We start from the raw sequence: 17820 nt of genomic DNA, 5'->3' as shown, positions 1-17820 counted from the left end.
GCTTTATCTGTGAGGTAAAAGTTTAAACAACCTCTACCTCACCATCAACCAAATATTATTTTTTTAAAATCGGAAGAGCGACAAAACGATTTTGTCCATTTGTGCGTATTTGTAGAAGAATAACCTTTCGTCCAAGTTTTTGAGCACTCTTGATTGTGTCTGTAACATCCGACACCTTTTTAACAGATTTATTATTAACTGTCACAATCACATCACCAGGACGGATTCCCTTATCTGCAGCATCTGAATCGGAATCAACATCTGTGACAACCAACCCTAAACCATCCTCAGAAGGCGCAACAATCAGACCATAATCTTCCAATGTTTCGTCTATACCACCCCGTTCAATTGAAGATTTCGCGCCCTCTTTCTTAGACTCATTTTCAGGCATTGCATCAAGCTTAACCTTTACACTTTCCTCTTTACCAGATCTCCAAACACCCAACGTCACCGTTTCACCCGGCTTAATATTTGCAATACGCTTTGCCAAGTCACGAGAATCATTAATCTTTTCACTATTAACTGAAATAATCACATCACCTGTCTTGAGACCTGCTTTTTCCGCGGGCCCCTTTGAAGCATCAGCAATTAAAGCCCCCTTAGCTTCTTTCAAACCAATTGCATCAGAAATTTCTTGTGTTACAGGTTGAATGACAACACCAAGCCAGCCACGTTGTACTGAGCCTTTTTCAATAAGCTGTTGCACAACCTGTTTTGCTGTTGCGGCCGGAATAGCAAAAGCAATCCCCACATTTCCGCCAGAAGGAGAAAAAATTGCCGTATTCACTCCTACAACTTTTCCATTCAAATCAAAAGTTGGACCACCGGAGTTTCCCCTATTAACAGCCGCATCAATCTGAATAAAGTCATCATAAACACCTGTACCGATGTCGCGTCCACGTGCAGAAACAATCCCTGCTGTTACAGTACCACCAAGACCAAAGGGATTACCAATAGCAACAACCCAATCACCAACACGAAGTTTTGAATCATCACCAAAATCAACATACGAAAATTTTCTCTTGTCATTTACTTTCAACACTGCAAGGTCTGTCCGTGGATCTGTTCCAATAAGCTTTGCACTCAATTCTGTACCATCATCAAGAACAACCGAATAACTTGTACCACCAGAAATCACATGATCATTGGTGACAATATAACCATCAGATGAAGTAAAAAAACCTGATCCAAAAGCCACCGGACGGAGCCTATTGGCATGGGGTGAAAATTTATTTTTAGGTTTATCAAAATCAAAAAATTCTTTAAAAAGCCTTTTCATAGGATGTTGATCCGGTAATTGATCAATCCCCGGACCACTAAAGAAATCACTAAAGAACCAATTTTCTCTCTTTTTACTGCTTTTTACTTGCACCGAAACAACTGCGGATTTTACTTGAGAAACAAGGTCAGCAAATCCCTGCTGTTGCATAAATGAACTAAATACAGAATTTGCCTGAGCCGTTGTCGTCCACAAACTTGCTCCACACCCACCAAAAAACACTGCACTTTCCAACATAGCAGACATACCCACTGCAACGAATGTTTTAAAGAAAGTTTTTTTTACCATTTGATATATGCTCCTATTCAATCACATTTCATCCAGACTATAACATATTATAAAGTAACAGACCTTACCGTTTTCTGTCTAAATTGTTAAAGTTTTGTAAGGTTAATCACCCAACAAAACACCATGATTAATAAGGTTGACAGACCTAATTTCAAGGACCTCAGTTTTTTACGTCATACCTCTTCAAGCAACGGTGCTGCTAATTACCACCCCTTATCATATTCAAAATGGTTGTTTTTTTCATGCTTGTGTCGTTTAATTCGAAAAAATATGAAGCTTGCACCAACAACGAGAATGATCAAAGGCGAAAACCATAAAAACCAAGTTGTTTTATTGAATAGTGGTTTCAAGAGAATGAATTCACCATATCGCTCAACAAGAAAATCAATAACTTGTTTATCGGTATCACCCATTTTTAACCTTTCCCTAATCAAAAGGCGTAAATCATGCGCTAGGGGGGCATCTGAATCATCAATTGATTGACTTTGGCACACCGGACAACGTAAATATGATGAAATGTTTCGTGCCCGCGTTTCAAGAGCTGTATCACTGAGCATTTCATCTGGCTCTACCGCTATCGCTAACGGCAAAGGAAAAGCCTCGATTAAAAATAACAAAGCCCAAAACAATATATTTTTCATCTCAATGCCTTTTCAGAAAGTTTGAGGCAAAAAGTACCCTTCTGCTATGTCTCTCAATGTGGAACCGATATCCCAAAAGGGAAAAACATCCCCCCATAGCCATCATCAAGGCTCCTAACCAAACACATATTATGTAAGGCTTCCACCATATATGTAAAACAAGTCCTCGTATATCTATACGTCCTGGTGCAATATATAACTGAGATAAGCCATGCGTTTTAATACCGACTTCTGTTGTTAACGTATTTTGACTTGAATAAAACCGCTTTGATGCTGTGACACGATACATAACGTTTTTATCTTCATATATTGTGAAATAAAATCTCGTTTCAGAATAATTTGGACCAGCACCATCGCGTATTTCATCCAAATGGAGAGTTTTTCCCGCTATCGTTACCATATCTCCTATACGCATGGTGAGAATACGCTCTTGCCCAAAAGTTGCCCCACAGACAATACCAAATAATGTAATGCCTACTCCCATATGAGCCATTGCCGTACCAAAAACAGACCATGGTAACCCAATAAATCTTTGAATCCGCCGCCTAAAAGCAATTTTTTTGTGTCCACTCTTTTCCCAAAGATCAGCTAAACTGCCAAAGAAAACAAAAACCGAAACCCCAATGCCCAAAATGGCAAAAATATTACGCACAGATACCACGTAAAATGTGATAAAACAGACCGCACAAACCAACACAAGAACAAATCCTAGCCGTTCAATAACGGCTAGAAAATCACCCTGCTTCCACGCTATCATGGGTCCCAATGGAACCAATAACAACAATAGTACCATTAAAGGTCCACAGGTAAGATTAAAAAAAGCGGCACCGACAGAGATTTTTTGCCCTGTAAATGTCTCGATCAAATAAGGATAAAGAGTCCCAATCAATACCGTTGCTGTTATTGTTGTGAGTAATAAATTATTTAAAATAATAAAACTTTCACGTGAAATTGGCTGAAATAATTTGCCTGTTTGAAAAGCAGGAGTGCGCAAAGCAAAAAGCAAAAAAGCTCCTCCTGTGAAGAAGAATAAAAGTGCAAGAATTGCTCGTCCGCGCGCTGGATCAACAGCAAAACTATGAACCGATATCAAAAGACCAGAACGAACAAGAAAAGTCCCCATAAGAGAAAGAGAAAAAGTCAGAATAGCTAAAAATAAAGTCCAGCTTTTTAATGTCTCTCGCTTTTCAAGAACAAGTGCAGAATGCAAAAAAGCCGTTCCCGAAAGCCAAGGCATAAAAGAAACATTTTCAACGGGATCCCAAAACCAATAGCCACCCCATCCTAACTCATAATAAGCCCAATAGGATCCAACCATAATACCCAATGTCAAAAAACACCAAGAAAGTAGAAGCCAAGGACGAACCCAATACGCCCAAAGTCTATCAACATGCCCTACAATCAATGCAGCGATTGCAAAAGAAAAACAAAGTGAAAAACCAACATAACCTAAATAAAGAAGTGGTGGATGAATTGCTAATGCCATGTCCTGTAAAAGGGGATTAAGATCTTTTCCCTGCAATGCCGGTGGATTAACACGCAAAAATGGGTTGGACATAAAAAGAATAAATAAAAGAAAAGCGCTTGTAATCCAACTTTGGCAACTTAAAATAAGTGCCTTAAACTGTCCCGGTAAGTTTTGGCCAAACAATGCCATCAATGTACTAAAAAAAGCAAGACTTAAGACCCATAACAGCATAGACCCTTCATGATTGCCCCAAACACCAGTAATTTTATACAGCATCGGTTTTTCTGAATGAGAGTTTTCAACAACATTCAAAACCGAAAAGTCAGATACAACATAAGCATGAACGATAATCAAAAAAGATAAGAATAATAATATAAAATTAATATATGTGAGAGGAACAACTGTTTGCATTAACGATTGCTCTCTCCGTAAAAAACCGAAAACAGGTAAAAAAGCCGCTAATAAACTCACGGAAAAAGCTGCAGATAAAAAAATATGACCCAGTTCTACAAGCACAATTGCGTTATTTCTCCAAATCATGATGTTTGTTCAAACGATCAGCTGTTTCTTTAGACATATAGGTCTCATCATGTTTCGCTAAAATACGTGTAGCTATAAAAAGACCTTGTTTATCGAAATATCCTTCTACAATAACTCCCTGACCTGCACGAAAAAGATCTGGTAAGACACCACGATAAATCACTTTTTCATGTTTTTTGTTATCCGTTACAAAAAAAATAACCCCCATTTCTCCGATATATTCAACTGTTCCTTTTTCAACAAAACCACCTAAACGCAAAGGACGTCCCGTTAAAATATCCTCTCTTGTAATTTCAGAAGGCATCCGAAAAAAACTGATTGCATGACGCATTGCATACATAATAAGGCTTATTGCAATTGCTATAATGAAAAAACACCATATAACGATCAACAGCCGCTTTTTTCTTCTCTGCTTTGAAATGACTCTCAATGAAGGAGGATTATAGAGTGATTGTTTCTTCATAGACACTCGATAGAAGCTCTCTTATAAATTGTGGTATATAAATATTTATTATTCACATCCCTTCCCCTTCAAAAAGCTTGGCATATCTCGCATAAGGGTGCAACTTTTTATCTAATATTTTAGCCACTCTCCAATACCACTTTTTATTTAATAATCTAAATTGGCTAAAATCACTTTTCTTAAGATTCTAATCGGATGCATCACGTAACTGAGTGATCATGGTTTCAATACGTGATCGTCCTGTAAAGTTCTCCGGCATTATATCAAGAAAGTTTTTTAAAAACTGTATTGCCTTCCTAGTCTCTCCCGCCTGATGAAACGCTTCAGCGAGTAATAAACGAGGATAAAAATCATTGGGTGCTAAATCGACAGCTTTCTGAAAAGCATTTTGTGCTTCTTGTGTTATCATCCCCTCCTCATAACCAATCAGTGCCAACCCATATCCGACAAGCCTTGGAGCTGTTTCTCCATTTAAACGCAATGCATCTAAATACACGTTCACAGCATCCTGAAAATAGCCTTCTTCAAGATATCCTACTGCCAGTGCATCCGCTAACTTTCCATCATAAGGTGAACGAAAAAAAAGCACTTGCAAACGAACAAGCTGTTCACGTTTACTGAGCATCTTTGGATTCTTATCCATTAATTCGCTAAAAAAATAGCTTTTAACTTCTGGACTGCCTGTCACACCATAAATACTCCAAGTCATAAGAGGGACAAACAAAATACTTAAAGCTTTTAAAATATGCCTACTTTTATAATGCTTGTATGTCTCATCCCACCCAGTCGCATACATACAACTCCTATGATCACAAATAGTATGAGCTTTCCAATTTTTTTCTGCTCCATAGTTACAGAGCGAAAGAAAGAGAATACGCACCAGAAAAATGAAAAAAAATATTACCAAAATCAAAAATAGCATATCATTTTCATATCAATATGGACATCAAAAAACACAGCTCATTTACTCTTTTCTCGAAAACAAGAAAACCCTATTCTCGTCACAGACAGTTCTATAAAATTTATCATTCATCTTCCTATAGCTAACACAAGAATAAAAACTTTACTTCCATCTTTCAATTAACCTAAAATATATATCTCTACCAAAATGTTGAAACAACCATGACCTTCTATAGTGTGTAAAAATACCGCCAAATGCTTACAAGTTTCAAAAAATATGTCTAAAAAAGAGAGCGATTGGTCTTAGAATAAGAAATTACAGCGCCTTTACTATATTTTTATCAAATCTTTCTGCGTGCAACACAACCTTTTTAAAAATGTACTATCTTTAATCGCTTCATGTCTCTCATATAAAACAGTACGTCGTAGTGTTGTAAATTTCTACACTTATTAAAAAAAACATCCCATCATGATTCCCAAGCTATTCCACGACATTCCCTATAAATAATAGACCGTAAAAATCATTAAGTACCGCCCTTACTTATGCAAGACACAAATCAGCGTCATTATGACATTTTCTAACTTATCGTATTACCCTAATTCTTACAATGAAACAGCCTCATAAGAAGTATTTTGAGCTTTTTCTAAAACATTTTTACCTCACATGCCATCCCGTCTGTAGTGTGTAAGAAAACAATTTTATTGGCTACAATATAAATAAAACTTCTAATATCTTTAGATAGCACTCAACGTAAAACATGATAACTTATTATAAATCAGTTTATTATTCTAAGAGATATCATCTTTCCATTAACGAGCTCAGCATCAAAAATCATTGCCCTTTTTTCGAAATATGCATCAAAATACCTCATAAATATCCCTTTAATAAGCATAATCTTCATATCTTGAAGTGTATAATGAATACACGCATTTTTTACATATTTTCTCAATTAGATAGTAAGAGTAATCTCTTTTCATGATAAAATTGCCTTAACAAAGCGCATTAAGTTATCAACGATAAACTTAATCTTAGAAAAGATCGAAACTCAAAGATTTTTATAAAGTTGTGCACTTTATCTTGGCAAGATAATTTTTGCACATACCCCACCCAATTTAGAACGCGATAAAAAAAGATCTCCACCATATTCGTGAACCGTATCTGAAACAATCGCTAACCCTAAACCTGTTCCCGGCTTACTTTCATCAAACCGGCGCCCTCTTTTTAATGCTTCAGCAATTTTATCCTCTGTTAAACCAGGTCCATCATCTTCTATAAAAATACTAAAAAATCCTGTCTTTTTAAGAGATGCATCTAAATCACAAGAAATGAGAACTTTTGTACGTGCCCATTGAGCAGCATTTTCAATCAAATTCCCTAAAGCTTCCTCTAAATCTTCTCTCTCGCCAGAAAAAATAATATCATCAACATTCATAGCAAATTGAAACTGCTTTTCAGGGGTCAACTTTTGCATAACGCGGACTAAACGCTCAACCACTTTGCGAACAGATGTATGATAAACGACACTATCGCGTTGTGCTGCAATCCGCGCACGTTGAAGATAATGATTGATTTGAGCTTGCATTGTTTGTGTTTGCTCTTTTAATAAAAGAGCCTGTTCTCCATACATTTTATCAACCTCATTTATAATGACTGACAAGGGAGTCTTTAATGAATGAGCAAGATTACCAACCTGTGTGCGAAACCGTTCAATAATACGCTGATTATTATTGATAAGAGCATTCATTTCTTGTGCTAGCGGCATAACCTCACTTACCAAATCGGTCTTCACGTAATGAACTCTGCCTTCTCGAATGTCATTCAATGCGCGTCGAATAAGCTTCAAGGGTTGAAAACTAAAGAAAATGATAGCAATATTAACCAGAACACTCCCTACACCAAAACTCCAAAGAAAAATTTGTAAAGTCTGTGTAAATTCCCGCACTTGTGCATGTGCTTCATCAATATTTCCAATAAGACGAAACCGTGCAACGTGATTTTGATTATCAAGAACCACATCACTTTCAATCACTTGTAATGCCTGACCACCATTCCCCTTTATCCGATAAGAGCGAAAGAATTTATTATCAAAAGGTATATCGACATCACTTGGTGAAAATATTTTCCCTGTTCCCAATGATGGAGATGTTAATCTTCCTTTTAGATTGTCTGATAGAGCAACAACTTCCCAATACCACCCCGTTGCTGGATCTGAATATCGAATATCATCAATCCCAACACTTTCCTTCAAACGTCCCTCTGGTGACACTGTTACTGTTGCAATAAGACTATAAAGCTGAGTAGAAAGGATACGTTCTAAATTTTGTTCACTTGAGCGCCTATAAAATAAGATACTTACTGCAGAAATTGAGGAAAGAGAAATAACAACCCATAAGGTTGATAAAATTATAACACGTAAACTGAGAGACCGCCTAACGAAAAAAAACAGTCTCTTAAATCCGCCACTCCTTTTTAAAACACTCATTCATCACCCAGTGCTCTCAAGCGATAGCCCATTCCTCGAATAGTCTCAATCAAATCTACCCCGAGCTTTTTACGCAACCGACCGACAAAGACCTCAACCGTATTCGAATCCTTGTCAAAATCCTGATCATAAAGATGTTCAGTGAGCTCCGTCTTTGAAATGACCCTATCACGATGATGCATGAGATATGAAAGAAGTCTAAATTCATAAGATGTTAACTTAATCAGTTGATCATCAACAAAAACACGAGAAGTTTTAGTATCCAACAAAACAGGCCCACAGGATAACGTGCTTGTCGCATGGCCAGAAGCTCGCCGAATTAATGCCCGCAACCGCGCCATCACTTCTTCCAAATGAAATGGCTTCACGACATAATCATCAGCACCTGCATCAATACCACGCACCCTATCAGACCAACGATCCCGTGCTGTTAGGATCAAAACAGGCACACTGTATCCTTCTTGACGCCACTTTTCAACAACGCGAATTCCATCTATATGTGGCAAACCAATATCAAGTATCACAGCATCATAAGATTCTGTGCTCCCTAAAAAATAAGCCTCTTCACCATCAAAAGCACTATCTGAAATATACCCTGCACTCTTTACAGCTTCTGCCAATTGGCGATTGAGATTGCGATCATCTTCAACAATTAAAATACGCATCCAACATCACCCCCCCTAATCAGCAGGCATCAAAACCTCCACACGGCGCAGCTTTTCACCATTACGGGCTGGCACAACAACCACAATCATACACATATCCCGCCCGTCCTGAACAATGGATTTAGAATTTACGAAGACCCCATTCTCTTGCGCAGCAACCTCTTTTCCTACTTTAGCACAGCCAGCGGCTAAAACGGAATCTACCCACCCAAAACTTGCTATTATCAAAAACAAAAAAACGCTCTTCACCATAGATATCCCATTTCATACAAAATGAACCATGTTTTTTGGTTTTTTTCAAAAGTCATGCATAGAAAATAACATATTTCCTTTAAATATAGAGTAACAAGCGAATAATACCCCTAAGTTTAGAAATTTCAAAATAAAATATTTTTCAACAATTGAAAGAGAACTTTTTAAGCATAAAAACTCTATCTATGATAACAAAGTGACTATCATCCTAAAGAAACTCTTTTCTTTTTGCTCTGGCAAAAAACTACTTTCGCTCCATATAGTGATTATAAATTTGTTTGGTTGCATTTTCCTTTGCCATAGACTCTCTTGAAATGTTTCATTTTTTAAAAAAAAAGAAAATACAACGTCATAAGCCATTTCACAGTCCAGCACTCATTGAATTAGATGCACTGTTTGACACGGCACTTTATCGTATTCGCTCAGCCAATAGCTTCTTCTGGAACAAAGCAAAAATTATCTCACAATATTTTCATGTCCAAGGATGGAAACGCTTTATAGTCGAAATTCTTGATGAGACCCTGACATTAGGATTAATTGGCTTTACCATTTTTACCATTATTGGTATTTCCGTTTTTCAATTAACCAAAAAAGATTGGTATCTGTCTAAAAATTTTGCCATTCTTTTTTTAGATCGTTATGGAAACCCTATCGGCCACCGCGGTGCACTACCAGCTGTATCCGTCCCAGTTGAAGAAATGCCTGATTATGTTATTAAAGCTGTTCTCGCGACAGAAGACCGTCGTTTCTTTGATCACTGGGGGATTGACTTACAAGGGCTCACGCGAGCGATCTCACAGAATATGCAAGCCAAGAGTGTAGTTCAAGGTGGCTCAACTCTCACACAACAATTGGCTAAAAATTTGTTCTTAACAAACGAGAGAACCATAACACGCAAAATAAAAGAAGCTTATCTTGCCCTTTGGCTCGAGGCAAACTTCAGCAAAAAACAAATTTTACAGCTTTATCTTGACCGTGCCTATATGGGAGGCAATAATTTTGGAATTGCAGCAGCTGCAAAGTTTTATTTTGGAAAAAACATACGTCATATATCGCTGAGCGAATCTGCTATGTTAGCAGGGCTTTTCAAAGCCCCAACCAAATATGCTCCTCATCGTCACCTATTTTCTGCCCAAACACGCGCTAATGTGGTGCTGGCTAATCTTGTTAACAGCGGCTTTATGACTGAAAGCCAAATTATCAACGCGCATCGTCATCCTGCTAAGGCACTTCCACAAATCAAAAATACTCAACCTAACTATTTTCTAGATTGGGCATTTAATGAAATTAAAAAAATGGGTGACCAACTTCCAAGTCATAATTTAATTATTCAAACAACTCTCGATCCAGACATTCAAAAAGTAGCAGAAGAATCAATCGCATATTACTTACAGCAATATGGTCAACAATACCGTGTTACACAAGCTGCAACTGTCATACTCGACAATAATGGCGCTGTGCGTGCAATTGTTGGAGGCGTAGATTATAACAAAAGCCAATTTAATAGAGCAACACAAGGCGGCAGACAACCTGGCTCTTCATTCAAACCTTATGTTTACGCAGCCGCAATGGAACATGGGCTGTCTCCCTCAACAGTCGTCTTAGATGCTCCCATCAATTGGGGAGGTTGGTCACCTAAAAATAACTCTGGTCGCTATCTTGGTAAAATTGATCTAGCAACAGCTTTGGCTTTTTCCATCAATACCGTACCTGTCTATCTTACCTATCAATATCTTCACCGTGATACGCAACCCATCATAGATCTGATCAAAAATATGGGCATCAACGCACATATCTTATCACACAAAACTATGGTTCTTGGCACATCCAATATGACACCTATGGATCAAGCAACTGGTTTTAATGTCTTTGCCAATGGGGGGATAGCTGGAAATCGCCATGGTTTCACGCAAATACGAACCATAGATGGACATATCGTGTGGGGCTTTGAACATAGCGATCATAAACTCCATCGAGTCCTCAGTGAACAATCAGCTGCTTATATGAACCAAATGATGGTTGGCGTTACAACAAGAGGATCCGGCAAACGTGCAGCTCTACCCATGACGCTTGTTGCTGGAAAAACGGGAACATCACAATCCTATCGCGATGCATGGTTTGTAGGCTTTACAGGTAATTATACTGGAGCCGTATGGATGGGAAATGATGATTTTTCTCCAATGAATCGTGCCTTTGGTGGCGGCGTTCCTGCCATGATATGGCACAGCATCATGCTTTCTGCCCATCAGAATATCATGCTCAAACAACTCTATGGTGTTGAAAATTCTCTCCTTCCTTATCAACCACCCACGCCCCCCTCCCACAATGACTCTGAACTTGTATCTGAAATACGTTATACCCCATCACCTGAAACATTGAATATTATTCGTATGATTAATAGCGATCTGAAAAAAACATCTGCAATCTCCTTGAAGCTAAAAACTATGGAAGCTTTAAAACATTGAACTCGAGAATATTCTATTATGTTTGTTAACATTATGATCTCTTTTTTTATTTTTGCTTTTTCCATTTTATGTGGAACACTCAGCGTCAATTATGTACTCAGTTCCTTTAATCATTTTGGAAGCTTCACAATTGGAGAGTGGAAAGCTTTCCCTCAAATAGGAACATCCAACACGGATCCCTACACGCGCGCGCGTGCTGCCAAACAAGGTGATATTTCAATTGGACGTACAGAAGGTCTCATTTTCCAAATTTGGAAAGATAAAAACGGGCATCCACTACGCCCCCATTGCCGTTATTTACTTAAAGGTCACATCCCTGAAGCTCGTCTTTTTACCCTTTATACAGCTGACAAATCACTCAAACAGTATACTTCATCTAAAGAAATACCTTTCGAACTCTACACCGATAATATAATCTATGAAAGTGATGGCTCATTACGCATCCACATCTCACCAACGCCGCAAACCGGTAATTGGCTTGCAACAATTAGCCAAAAAGAATTCGGGCTCATTCTTACCCTCTATGATACCTCAATCATCTCTGCAACGGCATTGCAAAAACTTACGATGCCATCGGTAGAACAAATTTCATCAGGACAAATAAACTGTGATTAGATTCATTCACGTTGCACTTCTTGCAATCATTGGCACTATTATTGTTCATATTTGCGTTCTATTTCTCATACCCTATTGGACGCAAAATAATATATGGACAGAACTTAAAAAATCAGGTGTCCCTTATCAATTTGTTGATTTAGATGCCCATAACCCTATTCAGCAAACGACTGATCCGCTCTTTCTTCTTAAAGTTTGCAGATTTGACCTTGAAAATGGCCCTGTTCATTTAAGGGCTTTGAAAACAACACAATTTTGGTCACTCGCAGCCTACACACACGACGGAATAATTTTCTACAACCTTAATGACCGAACAGCTCCTCATTCCACACTTAATCTTATCATCGGAAAACCAATACAAATCATAGAGCTTAAGAAATCAAAGTTTAAAAGAAATGCCAATTCAGTTTTAGTCGCTAAAAATCTGGATAAAGGTTTTGCACTCTTACGTGTCTTCGCCCCTTCTTACCTTGCAAAGAAAGAAAGTGAAGCTTTCTTTTTATCTGCAAGCTGTCGCATATTGAATGAATAAAAATATACTGATTGGCAATTGTATAAATGCTTTTTCTCTATAAAAGTGAATAAAACAGATCAAAATGGTTATTTTCAATGTTCATCCAATATCAAAATAAGCAATGCCATTATAACTTTTAAACAACCCCATTTTTTATTGAGATCAAAAATCATTTATCATGATCCCCACAACAATCTCCTATTGAACGATAAACCTAAAAAATACATAAAAATCAGCCTATTCATTATAAATGTGATAGAGAATACAATCTCTATCCGTATAATCATATCATATTCACTAAGAAAACCTCCCGATAAACAGACTTACAGTCACTCTAGAGCTTTCTATCTGGATCTATTTTTATGAGATGACTCTGCTCATAAAATTGAATTTATTATATGATAAACTATAAAAATAGTGATAATTGCTACTCAATAAACAAGCTCAATAATTATTGTAAATTGATGCCTAACAAGCATCCTTGACCTCAAAAATAAGTGCTTTACTTTTGTTGTATAACGAGGAGCTTCTTTTAAGAAGAAAATCTGAAAAAAGCTGTCTTAGAGAACACATTTGAGAGGAAAAAGTTGATGAGAAAACAATATGCTCGTTTAATCTCAAGGGCAGCAGTGTGGTCCCCTCGTTTTGGCGGATTAGCATTTTTGATTTTATTATTTTCAATAATTTTGCAACGCTTTTCTGTAATTAATGTTGTAGATTTCATCATTTTAATAATCATTTCGTCCTGCTGTGTTGCCATTTCTCTTTTTTTCGCACTCAAAGCACTCTATAATTTGTGGGTATATGGTGCTCTGGGTGGAATGAAAGCTTTAAAAGGCATTATTTATTCGTTAATCACTGCCACACCATTATTGTTCTTTTGGGGAAAATGGTTTTCTTTACCCGCTCTTCATGATGTTTCTACTGATACCAAAAGACCACCAGCTTTTTTTCGCACAATACGTCCCCATGATGCTTTACCGCTTAAGAGTGTTTTGATGACGCAATCAACATTACAAATGTCAGTATGGCCGGAAATGTCAGGTCGTCGTTATGATGGTTCACCTGAACTTATTCGTGATTCAGTTCTCAATGTTTTAGCGGCTTATGGTTGGCCTGTTGTCGCTCAAAGAGAATTTAAAAATGAAGAAAATGAGATTTATATTGAAACGATAGCAAAAACGTTTTACCTCGGCTTTATTTCAGACATTGTGATACGCTTAACTGATGAAGGTGAAACAACTTTCGTTGATATGCGTTCTGCTTCCCGCTATTTATCAAGAGATTTAGGGTCTAATGCTGCATTTATTATTGATTTTATGGAAGCACTGGATACAGAAGTTTCTTCCCTCCCTCTTCCGCAAGATGATGAATAACAATCAAGAGAGATAATGTATTTTATTTCATAAAAATTGCTTATTGCTCAAAAACTATACACCAACAATTCTCATCCCCGAGTTAACAACTTCTTAACACATAGGGTGTAATGAAATATTGTACTAGAGCTTATATAGCATAAAAATTAATTTTACTTGCATTCTTATTTTTAAAATCCTCTCCATAAGCTGAGGAGCTATAGCATCAAGTAAAAAATTCTCTACAGTTTTGTTTTTTTATAATAAAAGTAAAACTCAACCCAAAGAAATGATAAAAAATACTTTATAATTTTGAGCACTTTTTATGGATCGATAACAATAAAACAATCTTTACACAAAATATAATAATCTAAAAACGACTCACTCATGAAGCAATGAAAAAGCTTAAAAAACAAAAAATAGAACTCTTGATGCTAATGCTGATATTAAAGACACAATCTCACTGCAATCAGTAAACATTTTTAAAGATATGTAATTTTACAAATAATATATTAACAATTAAAATAGTTTAATATTTCATTTAATACACTATTAAATAACTTAAATATTATAGAATACACTCATAAAAAATATAATAAAAATTATTATCAATACAAAACTTATTACAAATAATAATATATTTTTCTTATATTCTGTTGTATTATAATTTTTATATTTATTTTTACAAAATAAATAATATATAATTGTAATTACACTTATTATTAAAAGTAAAAAATTTACAATAAAATTAATAAAATCTCTCCATATTAACAATAATTACCAAAATAACTAGTAAAAAATATATTATTTTATTAAATAATAATATTATTTACAATAATATCAAAATATGAAATGTTAAAATTTGTTTTTATGAGCAAAATCATAAAATTAAATAACTCATTTATCTTAAAAATTTGTCCCCTCCTCTTAGTTTACGAAAACCACCAAGAAATATATTTATTATGTTATTAACTTAGTCTTGTTTCTACTGTTTTACGCTTACTTGGCTTTGTAAACTCCTTTATTTTTCAAGCGATTATTAACCGTATGCTTCCATTCCAGCGCATTGAAAGTCTCTATGCTATTGTTATCCTTATGATTGCTATCATGCTGTTTAGCACAGCTCTTAGTGCTCTCTCAGGTTACCTAGGAGCTTATTGAATCAATCGGCTTACACTGGAATTTGGGAGTTGCATTTATAACCATCTTTTAAGTCTTTCCTTGCCTGTTTTGCGCCATTGGCAAGTGGGCGAGTTGTTTACGCATACTAGAGAAGTTGATATAATTCGCGGTTTTTTAACGGGAACCATTGCAACAACCGTACTGAACGTTCTCTTCGTCATTATTTACCTCACCGCACTCTTTTCCATCAGTCCACAACTCACCTTCATTGTTCTCATTATTTTACCATTACAAATGAGCTCTTTAGCATTGGTCATCCCCTTTTTGCGCCGCCAATTACGCCATGCTTTCACCCTACGAGCAGCCCATCAATCACGCCTTATTGAAAGTTTTACCAATCTTGAAGCCATCAAAGCACATGTAAAGGAGCCAGCCCATACAATACGTATGCAAGAAACTTTAGCGCGCAGTCTCAATCAAAGCCTCACAACCAGTAAATTTCATCTCTTAAGTGGAGCTTTAAGCCATATTTTTGGCGATCTTTTCACCATTTTTATTATCTTTTTTGGTACTCAAGCAGTACTGCAAAATCAGATCACGCTCGGGCAACTTATTGCCTTTCATCTCCTTGCCAGCAATGTTTCTGGTCCTATCTTAAGCCTTGCATCCTTATGGGAAGAATGGCAACACCTAAAAATCTCTCGCCTTCGTTTGGGTGATATTCTTAACTCTCCATCGGAATGGAAAGAAAAAAGCCCCCTCTTCAACTCACCGAAGTTCTCCATCTTGAAGCAAAGGATATCTGTTTTTTTATGGAGAAAAATCAATTATCAACCATTTTGATCTCTATTTGCAACCGGATCAGCCTATTATGTTGCTTGGTCCTTCGAGTTGTGGAAAGTCAACTCTTGCCAAACTCCTTTGTAGTCTCTACCCTCCGACAAGTGGGCAGATATTGATTAACAACCAATCTCCACAGAATTTTGATATCCGCAGCGTGCGTGAAACAATCGCATATTTTCCCCAAAGCCCCTGCCTTTTTTCCGGAACCATCCTTGAAAATATGCTTCTTGCCAAACCAGATGCGACCAAAGATGAAATCAACGATGCACTTCATGCGAGTGCCTGTTGTGATCTCATTGCTCACTTGCCCCAAGGGCTTCATACCCAAGTGGGCGAACAAGGTCACTTTTTATCAGGTGGACAACGCCAATGCTTGGCATTGGCTTGTTTTTTTCTGATAAAACCGCAACTTATTATCTTGGATGAGCTCACTTCCGCATTGGATGACACTGTCAGCGCACAAATTGTTGAGCATTTATATAAACTTTCACAAGAGCACATCGTTCTTGTCATTACCCACAAACGCGATCTCTTTCCTCAGAACGCAACCATATTAAACTTCACTGATTTAGAGGCAAAAAATGGCTGATAAGACACCCCACTTGCGCCCCTTGTCACTAACCCTTCATATGGTGATTGCTGTCTTGATTGCTTTATTTCTCTTTATTGTGGTTGGTAGCTTCATCACAAAAACAGAAATTGTCGCCCGTGGACAAGGATCGATTATTCCCACCACCTATATCCAGCTAGTTCAAACACAAAACACAGGTCGTATTGAGAAAGTTCTCGTGAAAGAAGGGCAATTCGTTCATCAAGGTGATCTTCTTATTCAATTAGATCAACGTGAAACCCTCAATGAACGCGCTCGTATTCAAGCAGATATAGCACAACGAACTCTTCAAGCACAAATTGCTGCAGCTATTTTAACAGCATTGAGTGAAAGTGATCCTTTGGATAAGGATTTTGTGACCAAAGGACTCGCCTATCTGCAAGTCCCTGATTCCAGCAGAAAAACAGCAAAAATGGAAGGGGAAAAACGCATCCGCGCAACGCTTCAATCACTACAAGATAAAGTAAAAACATTGAAAGCACAGGCTGACCGCGTCATGCGTAGTGGTGCTATTCAATATGCGCAATTGGATAAATGACAAGATGATCAGCAACGAAGCCAAGAAAAACGAAAAGCTGCAAAAAGCCTGATGGAAACAAAAGTCATGAGCCATTCTCTTTATCTAGAGCGTTTACATGACTTTAAAAATGGAGAACATGAAATTTTAGCCAATAAAAGACGCTTAGAAGAAAATAATGCTGAAATAGAAGCTCTCCACCAACAACGACAAAGCCTTATTTCTGATGAAATTGCCCGATATCGACAACTTTCTCGTGAAACACAACTCTCTCTTCAAGGGTTAAAAGCCAAACTTGATAGCAGTCAATATCGTCTTGACCATCTATCACTTTATGCACCCGTTGATGGACGCATAGATGACTTAAGCATCCATACTCTGGGTGGCTTTGTAGAAGCTGGTAGAACTCTAATGCAGATTGTCCCTGACACAAGTGGACTCATTGTTGAAGCATTTTTCGATAATCGAGATATTGGTTTTTTAGAAAAACGCCAACATGCTTACATAAAATTTTCTGCCTTTCCATCTGAACGCTATGGCGTTATCTACGGTACCGTTATAAACGTAGGTGCAACAACCCGCCATGCTCAAGAAATTAATGGCGTTTATGCTGTTTTAATCAAAATCGACCAAGGCCACATCAATTTTAATCACAAAGAGCTTAAATTTACCCTGGCATGACTGTAACAGCAGATGTCATTACTTCAAAACGTCATCTCATTTCTTATTTCTTTGAGCCTATCACAAAAATTTTAGAACAATCTTTAAAGGAACGATAATGTGTATAAATGAAAATTCGG

General features: G+C 37.1%; 16 protein-coding genes. 8 read left to right on the top strand and 8 right to left on the bottom strand.

Annotated features, from left to right (window positions below):
- Positions 1–55 precede the first annotated feature (55 nt).
- The 8 genes from ABID23_RS02290 to ABID23_RS02255 all read right to left on the bottom strand — a co-directional run bounded on the left by ABID23_RS02290 (position 56) and on the right by ABID23_RS02255 (position 8979).
- Complete coding sequence (locus ABID23_RS02290) at positions 56–1567, bottom strand: Do family serine endopeptidase (protein WP_354188917.1); 1512 nt, start codon at positions 1565–1567, stop codon at positions 56–58.
- A gap of 203 nt (positions 1568–1770) precedes the next feature.
- Positions 1771–2208 (bottom strand): cytochrome c-type biogenesis protein, encoded by a 438-nt coding sequence (locus tag ABID23_RS02285; protein WP_354188915.1) that lies wholly within the window; start codon positions 2206–2208, stop codon positions 1771–1773.
- Position 2209: 1 nt separating this feature from the next.
- A complete protein-coding gene (locus ABID23_RS02280; RefSeq protein WP_354188974.1) occupies positions 2210–4192 on the bottom strand; it encodes a heme lyase CcmF/NrfE family subunit in 1983 nt (660 codons plus the stop codon).
- Positions 4193–4199: 7 nt separating this feature from the next.
- On the bottom strand, positions 4200–4679 hold the full coding sequence (gene ccmE / locus ABID23_RS02275) for a cytochrome c maturation protein CcmE (RefSeq protein ID WP_354188913.1): 480 nt from the start codon (positions 4677–4679) through the stop codon (positions 4200–4202).
- A gap of 187 nt (positions 4680–4866) precedes the next feature.
- Positions 4867–5475: a tetratricopeptide repeat protein gene (locus ABID23_RS02270; RefSeq protein WP_435521242.1), complete on the bottom strand. Its 609-nt coding sequence runs from the start codon at positions 5473–5475 to the stop codon at positions 4867–4869.
- 1177 nt (positions 5476–6652) lie between these two features.
- On the bottom strand, positions 6653–8062 hold the full coding sequence (locus tag ABID23_RS02265) for a sensor histidine kinase (RefSeq protein WP_354188909.1): 1410 nt from the start codon (positions 8060–8062) through the stop codon (positions 6653–6655).
- Positions 8059–8727, bottom strand: coding sequence for a response regulator transcription factor (locus ABID23_RS02260; protein WP_354188907.1), 669 nt, complete (start codon positions 8725–8727; stop codon positions 8059–8061). The genes ABID23_RS02265 and ABID23_RS02260 overlap by 4 nt, the downstream gene beginning before the upstream one ends.
- A gap of 15 nt (positions 8728–8742) precedes the next feature.
- Positions 8743–8979, bottom strand: coding sequence for a hypothetical protein (locus tag ABID23_RS02255; protein WP_354188905.1), 237 nt, complete (start codon positions 8977–8979; stop codon positions 8743–8745).
- 314 nt (positions 8980–9293) lie between these two features.
- Between ABID23_RS02255 and ABID23_RS02250 the strand changes: the two genes are divergently transcribed.
- The 8 genes from ABID23_RS02250 (at position 9294) to ABID23_RS02215 (ending at position 17701) form a co-directional block, all read left to right on the top strand.
- On the top strand, positions 9294–11444 hold the full coding sequence (locus ABID23_RS02250; RefSeq protein ID WP_354188903.1) for a transglycosylase domain-containing protein: 2151 nt from the start codon (positions 9294–9296) through the stop codon (positions 11442–11444).
- Between the two features lie 18 nt (positions 11445–11462).
- On the top strand, positions 11463–12059 hold the full coding sequence (locus ABID23_RS02245) for a DUF1214 domain-containing protein (RefSeq protein WP_354188901.1): 597 nt from the start codon (positions 11463–11465) through the stop codon (positions 12057–12059).
- A complete protein-coding gene (locus ABID23_RS02240) occupies positions 12052–12591 on the top strand; it encodes a DUF1254 domain-containing protein (RefSeq protein ID WP_354188899.1) in 540 nt (179 codons plus the stop codon). Before ABID23_RS02245 ends, ABID23_RS02240 begins: the two co-directional genes overlap by 8 nt.
- Positions 12592–13163: 572 nt before the next feature.
- Positions 13164–13949 (top strand): DUF1499 domain-containing protein, encoded by a 786-nt coding sequence (locus ABID23_RS02235; RefSeq protein WP_354188897.1) that lies wholly within the window; start codon positions 13164–13166, stop codon positions 13947–13949.
- 1200 nt (positions 13950–15149) lie between these two features.
- The gene (locus ABID23_RS02230; protein WP_354188895.1) at positions 15150–15893 is read left to right on the top strand and encodes an ABC transporter transmembrane domain-containing protein; all 744 of its coding nucleotides are present in this window, start codon (positions 15150–15152) and stop codon (positions 15891–15893) included.
- A 7-nt stretch (positions 15894–15900) separates the two neighbouring features.
- On the top strand, positions 15901–16482 hold the full coding sequence (locus tag ABID23_RS02225) for an ATP-binding cassette domain-containing protein (RefSeq protein ID WP_354188893.1): 582 nt from the start codon (positions 15901–15903) through the stop codon (positions 16480–16482).
- Entirely contained in the window at positions 16475–17041 is a 567-nt protein-coding gene (locus tag ABID23_RS02220; protein ID WP_354188891.1) for an HlyD family secretion protein, read from the top strand. The genes ABID23_RS02225 and ABID23_RS02220 overlap by 8 nt, the downstream gene beginning before the upstream one ends.
- Positions 17042–17107: 66 nt before the next feature.
- A complete protein-coding gene (locus tag ABID23_RS02215) occupies positions 17108–17701 on the top strand; it encodes a beta-barrel domain-containing protein (RefSeq protein ID WP_354188889.1) in 594 nt (197 codons plus the stop codon).
- The last annotated feature ends 119 nt before the right edge of the window (positions 17702–17820 follow it).

It is taken from the genome of Bartonella silvatica (assembly GCF_040545155.1).
GTDB classification, from domain to species: Bacteria; Pseudomonadota; Alphaproteobacteria; order Rhizobiales; family Rhizobiaceae; genus Bartonella; species Bartonella silvatica.
Note: the sequence above shows the minus strand (reverse complement) of the source record. Positions and strands in the feature narration are given on the sequence as shown.

What these genes read in the sequence shown, in the direction of transcription:
- ABID23_RS02290 (WP_354188917.1), bottom strand. Translation starts at nt 1,567, where the DNA reads ATGGTAAAAAAAACTTTCTTTAAAACATTCGTTGCAGTGGGTATGTCT.
- ABID23_RS02285 (WP_354188915.1), bottom strand. Translation starts at nt 2,208, where the DNA reads ATGAAAAATATATTGTTTTGGGCTTTGTTATTTTTAATCGAGGCTTTT.
- ccmE (WP_354188913.1), bottom strand. Translation starts at nt 4,679, where the DNA reads ATGAAGAAACAATCACTCTATAATCCTCCTTCATTGAGAGTCATTTCA.
- ABID23_RS02270 (WP_435521242.1), bottom strand. Translation starts at nt 5,475, where the DNA reads ATGTATGCGACTGGGTGGGATGAGACATACAAGCATTATAAAAGTAGG.
- ABID23_RS02265 (WP_354188909.1), bottom strand. Translation starts at nt 8,062, where the DNA reads ATGAGTGTTTTAAAAAGGAGTGGCGGATTTAAGAGACTGTTTTTTTTC.
- ABID23_RS02260 (WP_354188907.1), bottom strand. Translation starts at nt 8,727, where the DNA reads ATGCGTATTTTAATTGTTGAAGATGATCGCAATCTCAATCGCCAATTG.
- ABID23_RS02255 (WP_354188905.1), bottom strand. Translation starts at nt 8,979, where the DNA reads ATGGTGAAGAGCGTTTTTTTGTTTTTGATAATAGCAAGTTTTGGGTGG.
- ABID23_RS02250 (WP_354188903.1), top strand. Translation starts at nt 9,294, where the DNA reads ATGTTTCATTTTTTAAAAAAAAAGAAAATACAACGTCATAAGCCATTT.
- ABID23_RS02245 (WP_354188901.1), top strand. Translation starts at nt 11,463, where the DNA reads ATGTTTGTTAACATTATGATCTCTTTTTTTATTTTTGCTTTTTCCATT.
- ABID23_RS02235 (WP_354188897.1), top strand. Translation starts at nt 13,164, where the DNA reads ATGAGAAAACAATATGCTCGTTTAATCTCAAGGGCAGCAGTGTGGTCC.
- ABID23_RS02220 (WP_354188891.1), top strand. Translation starts at nt 16,475, where the DNA reads ATGGCTGATAAGACACCCCACTTGCGCCCCTTGTCACTAACCCTTCAT.
- ABID23_RS02215 (WP_354188889.1), top strand. Translation starts at nt 17,108, where the DNA reads ATGAGCCATTCTCTTTATCTAGAGCGTTTACATGACTTTAAAAATGGA.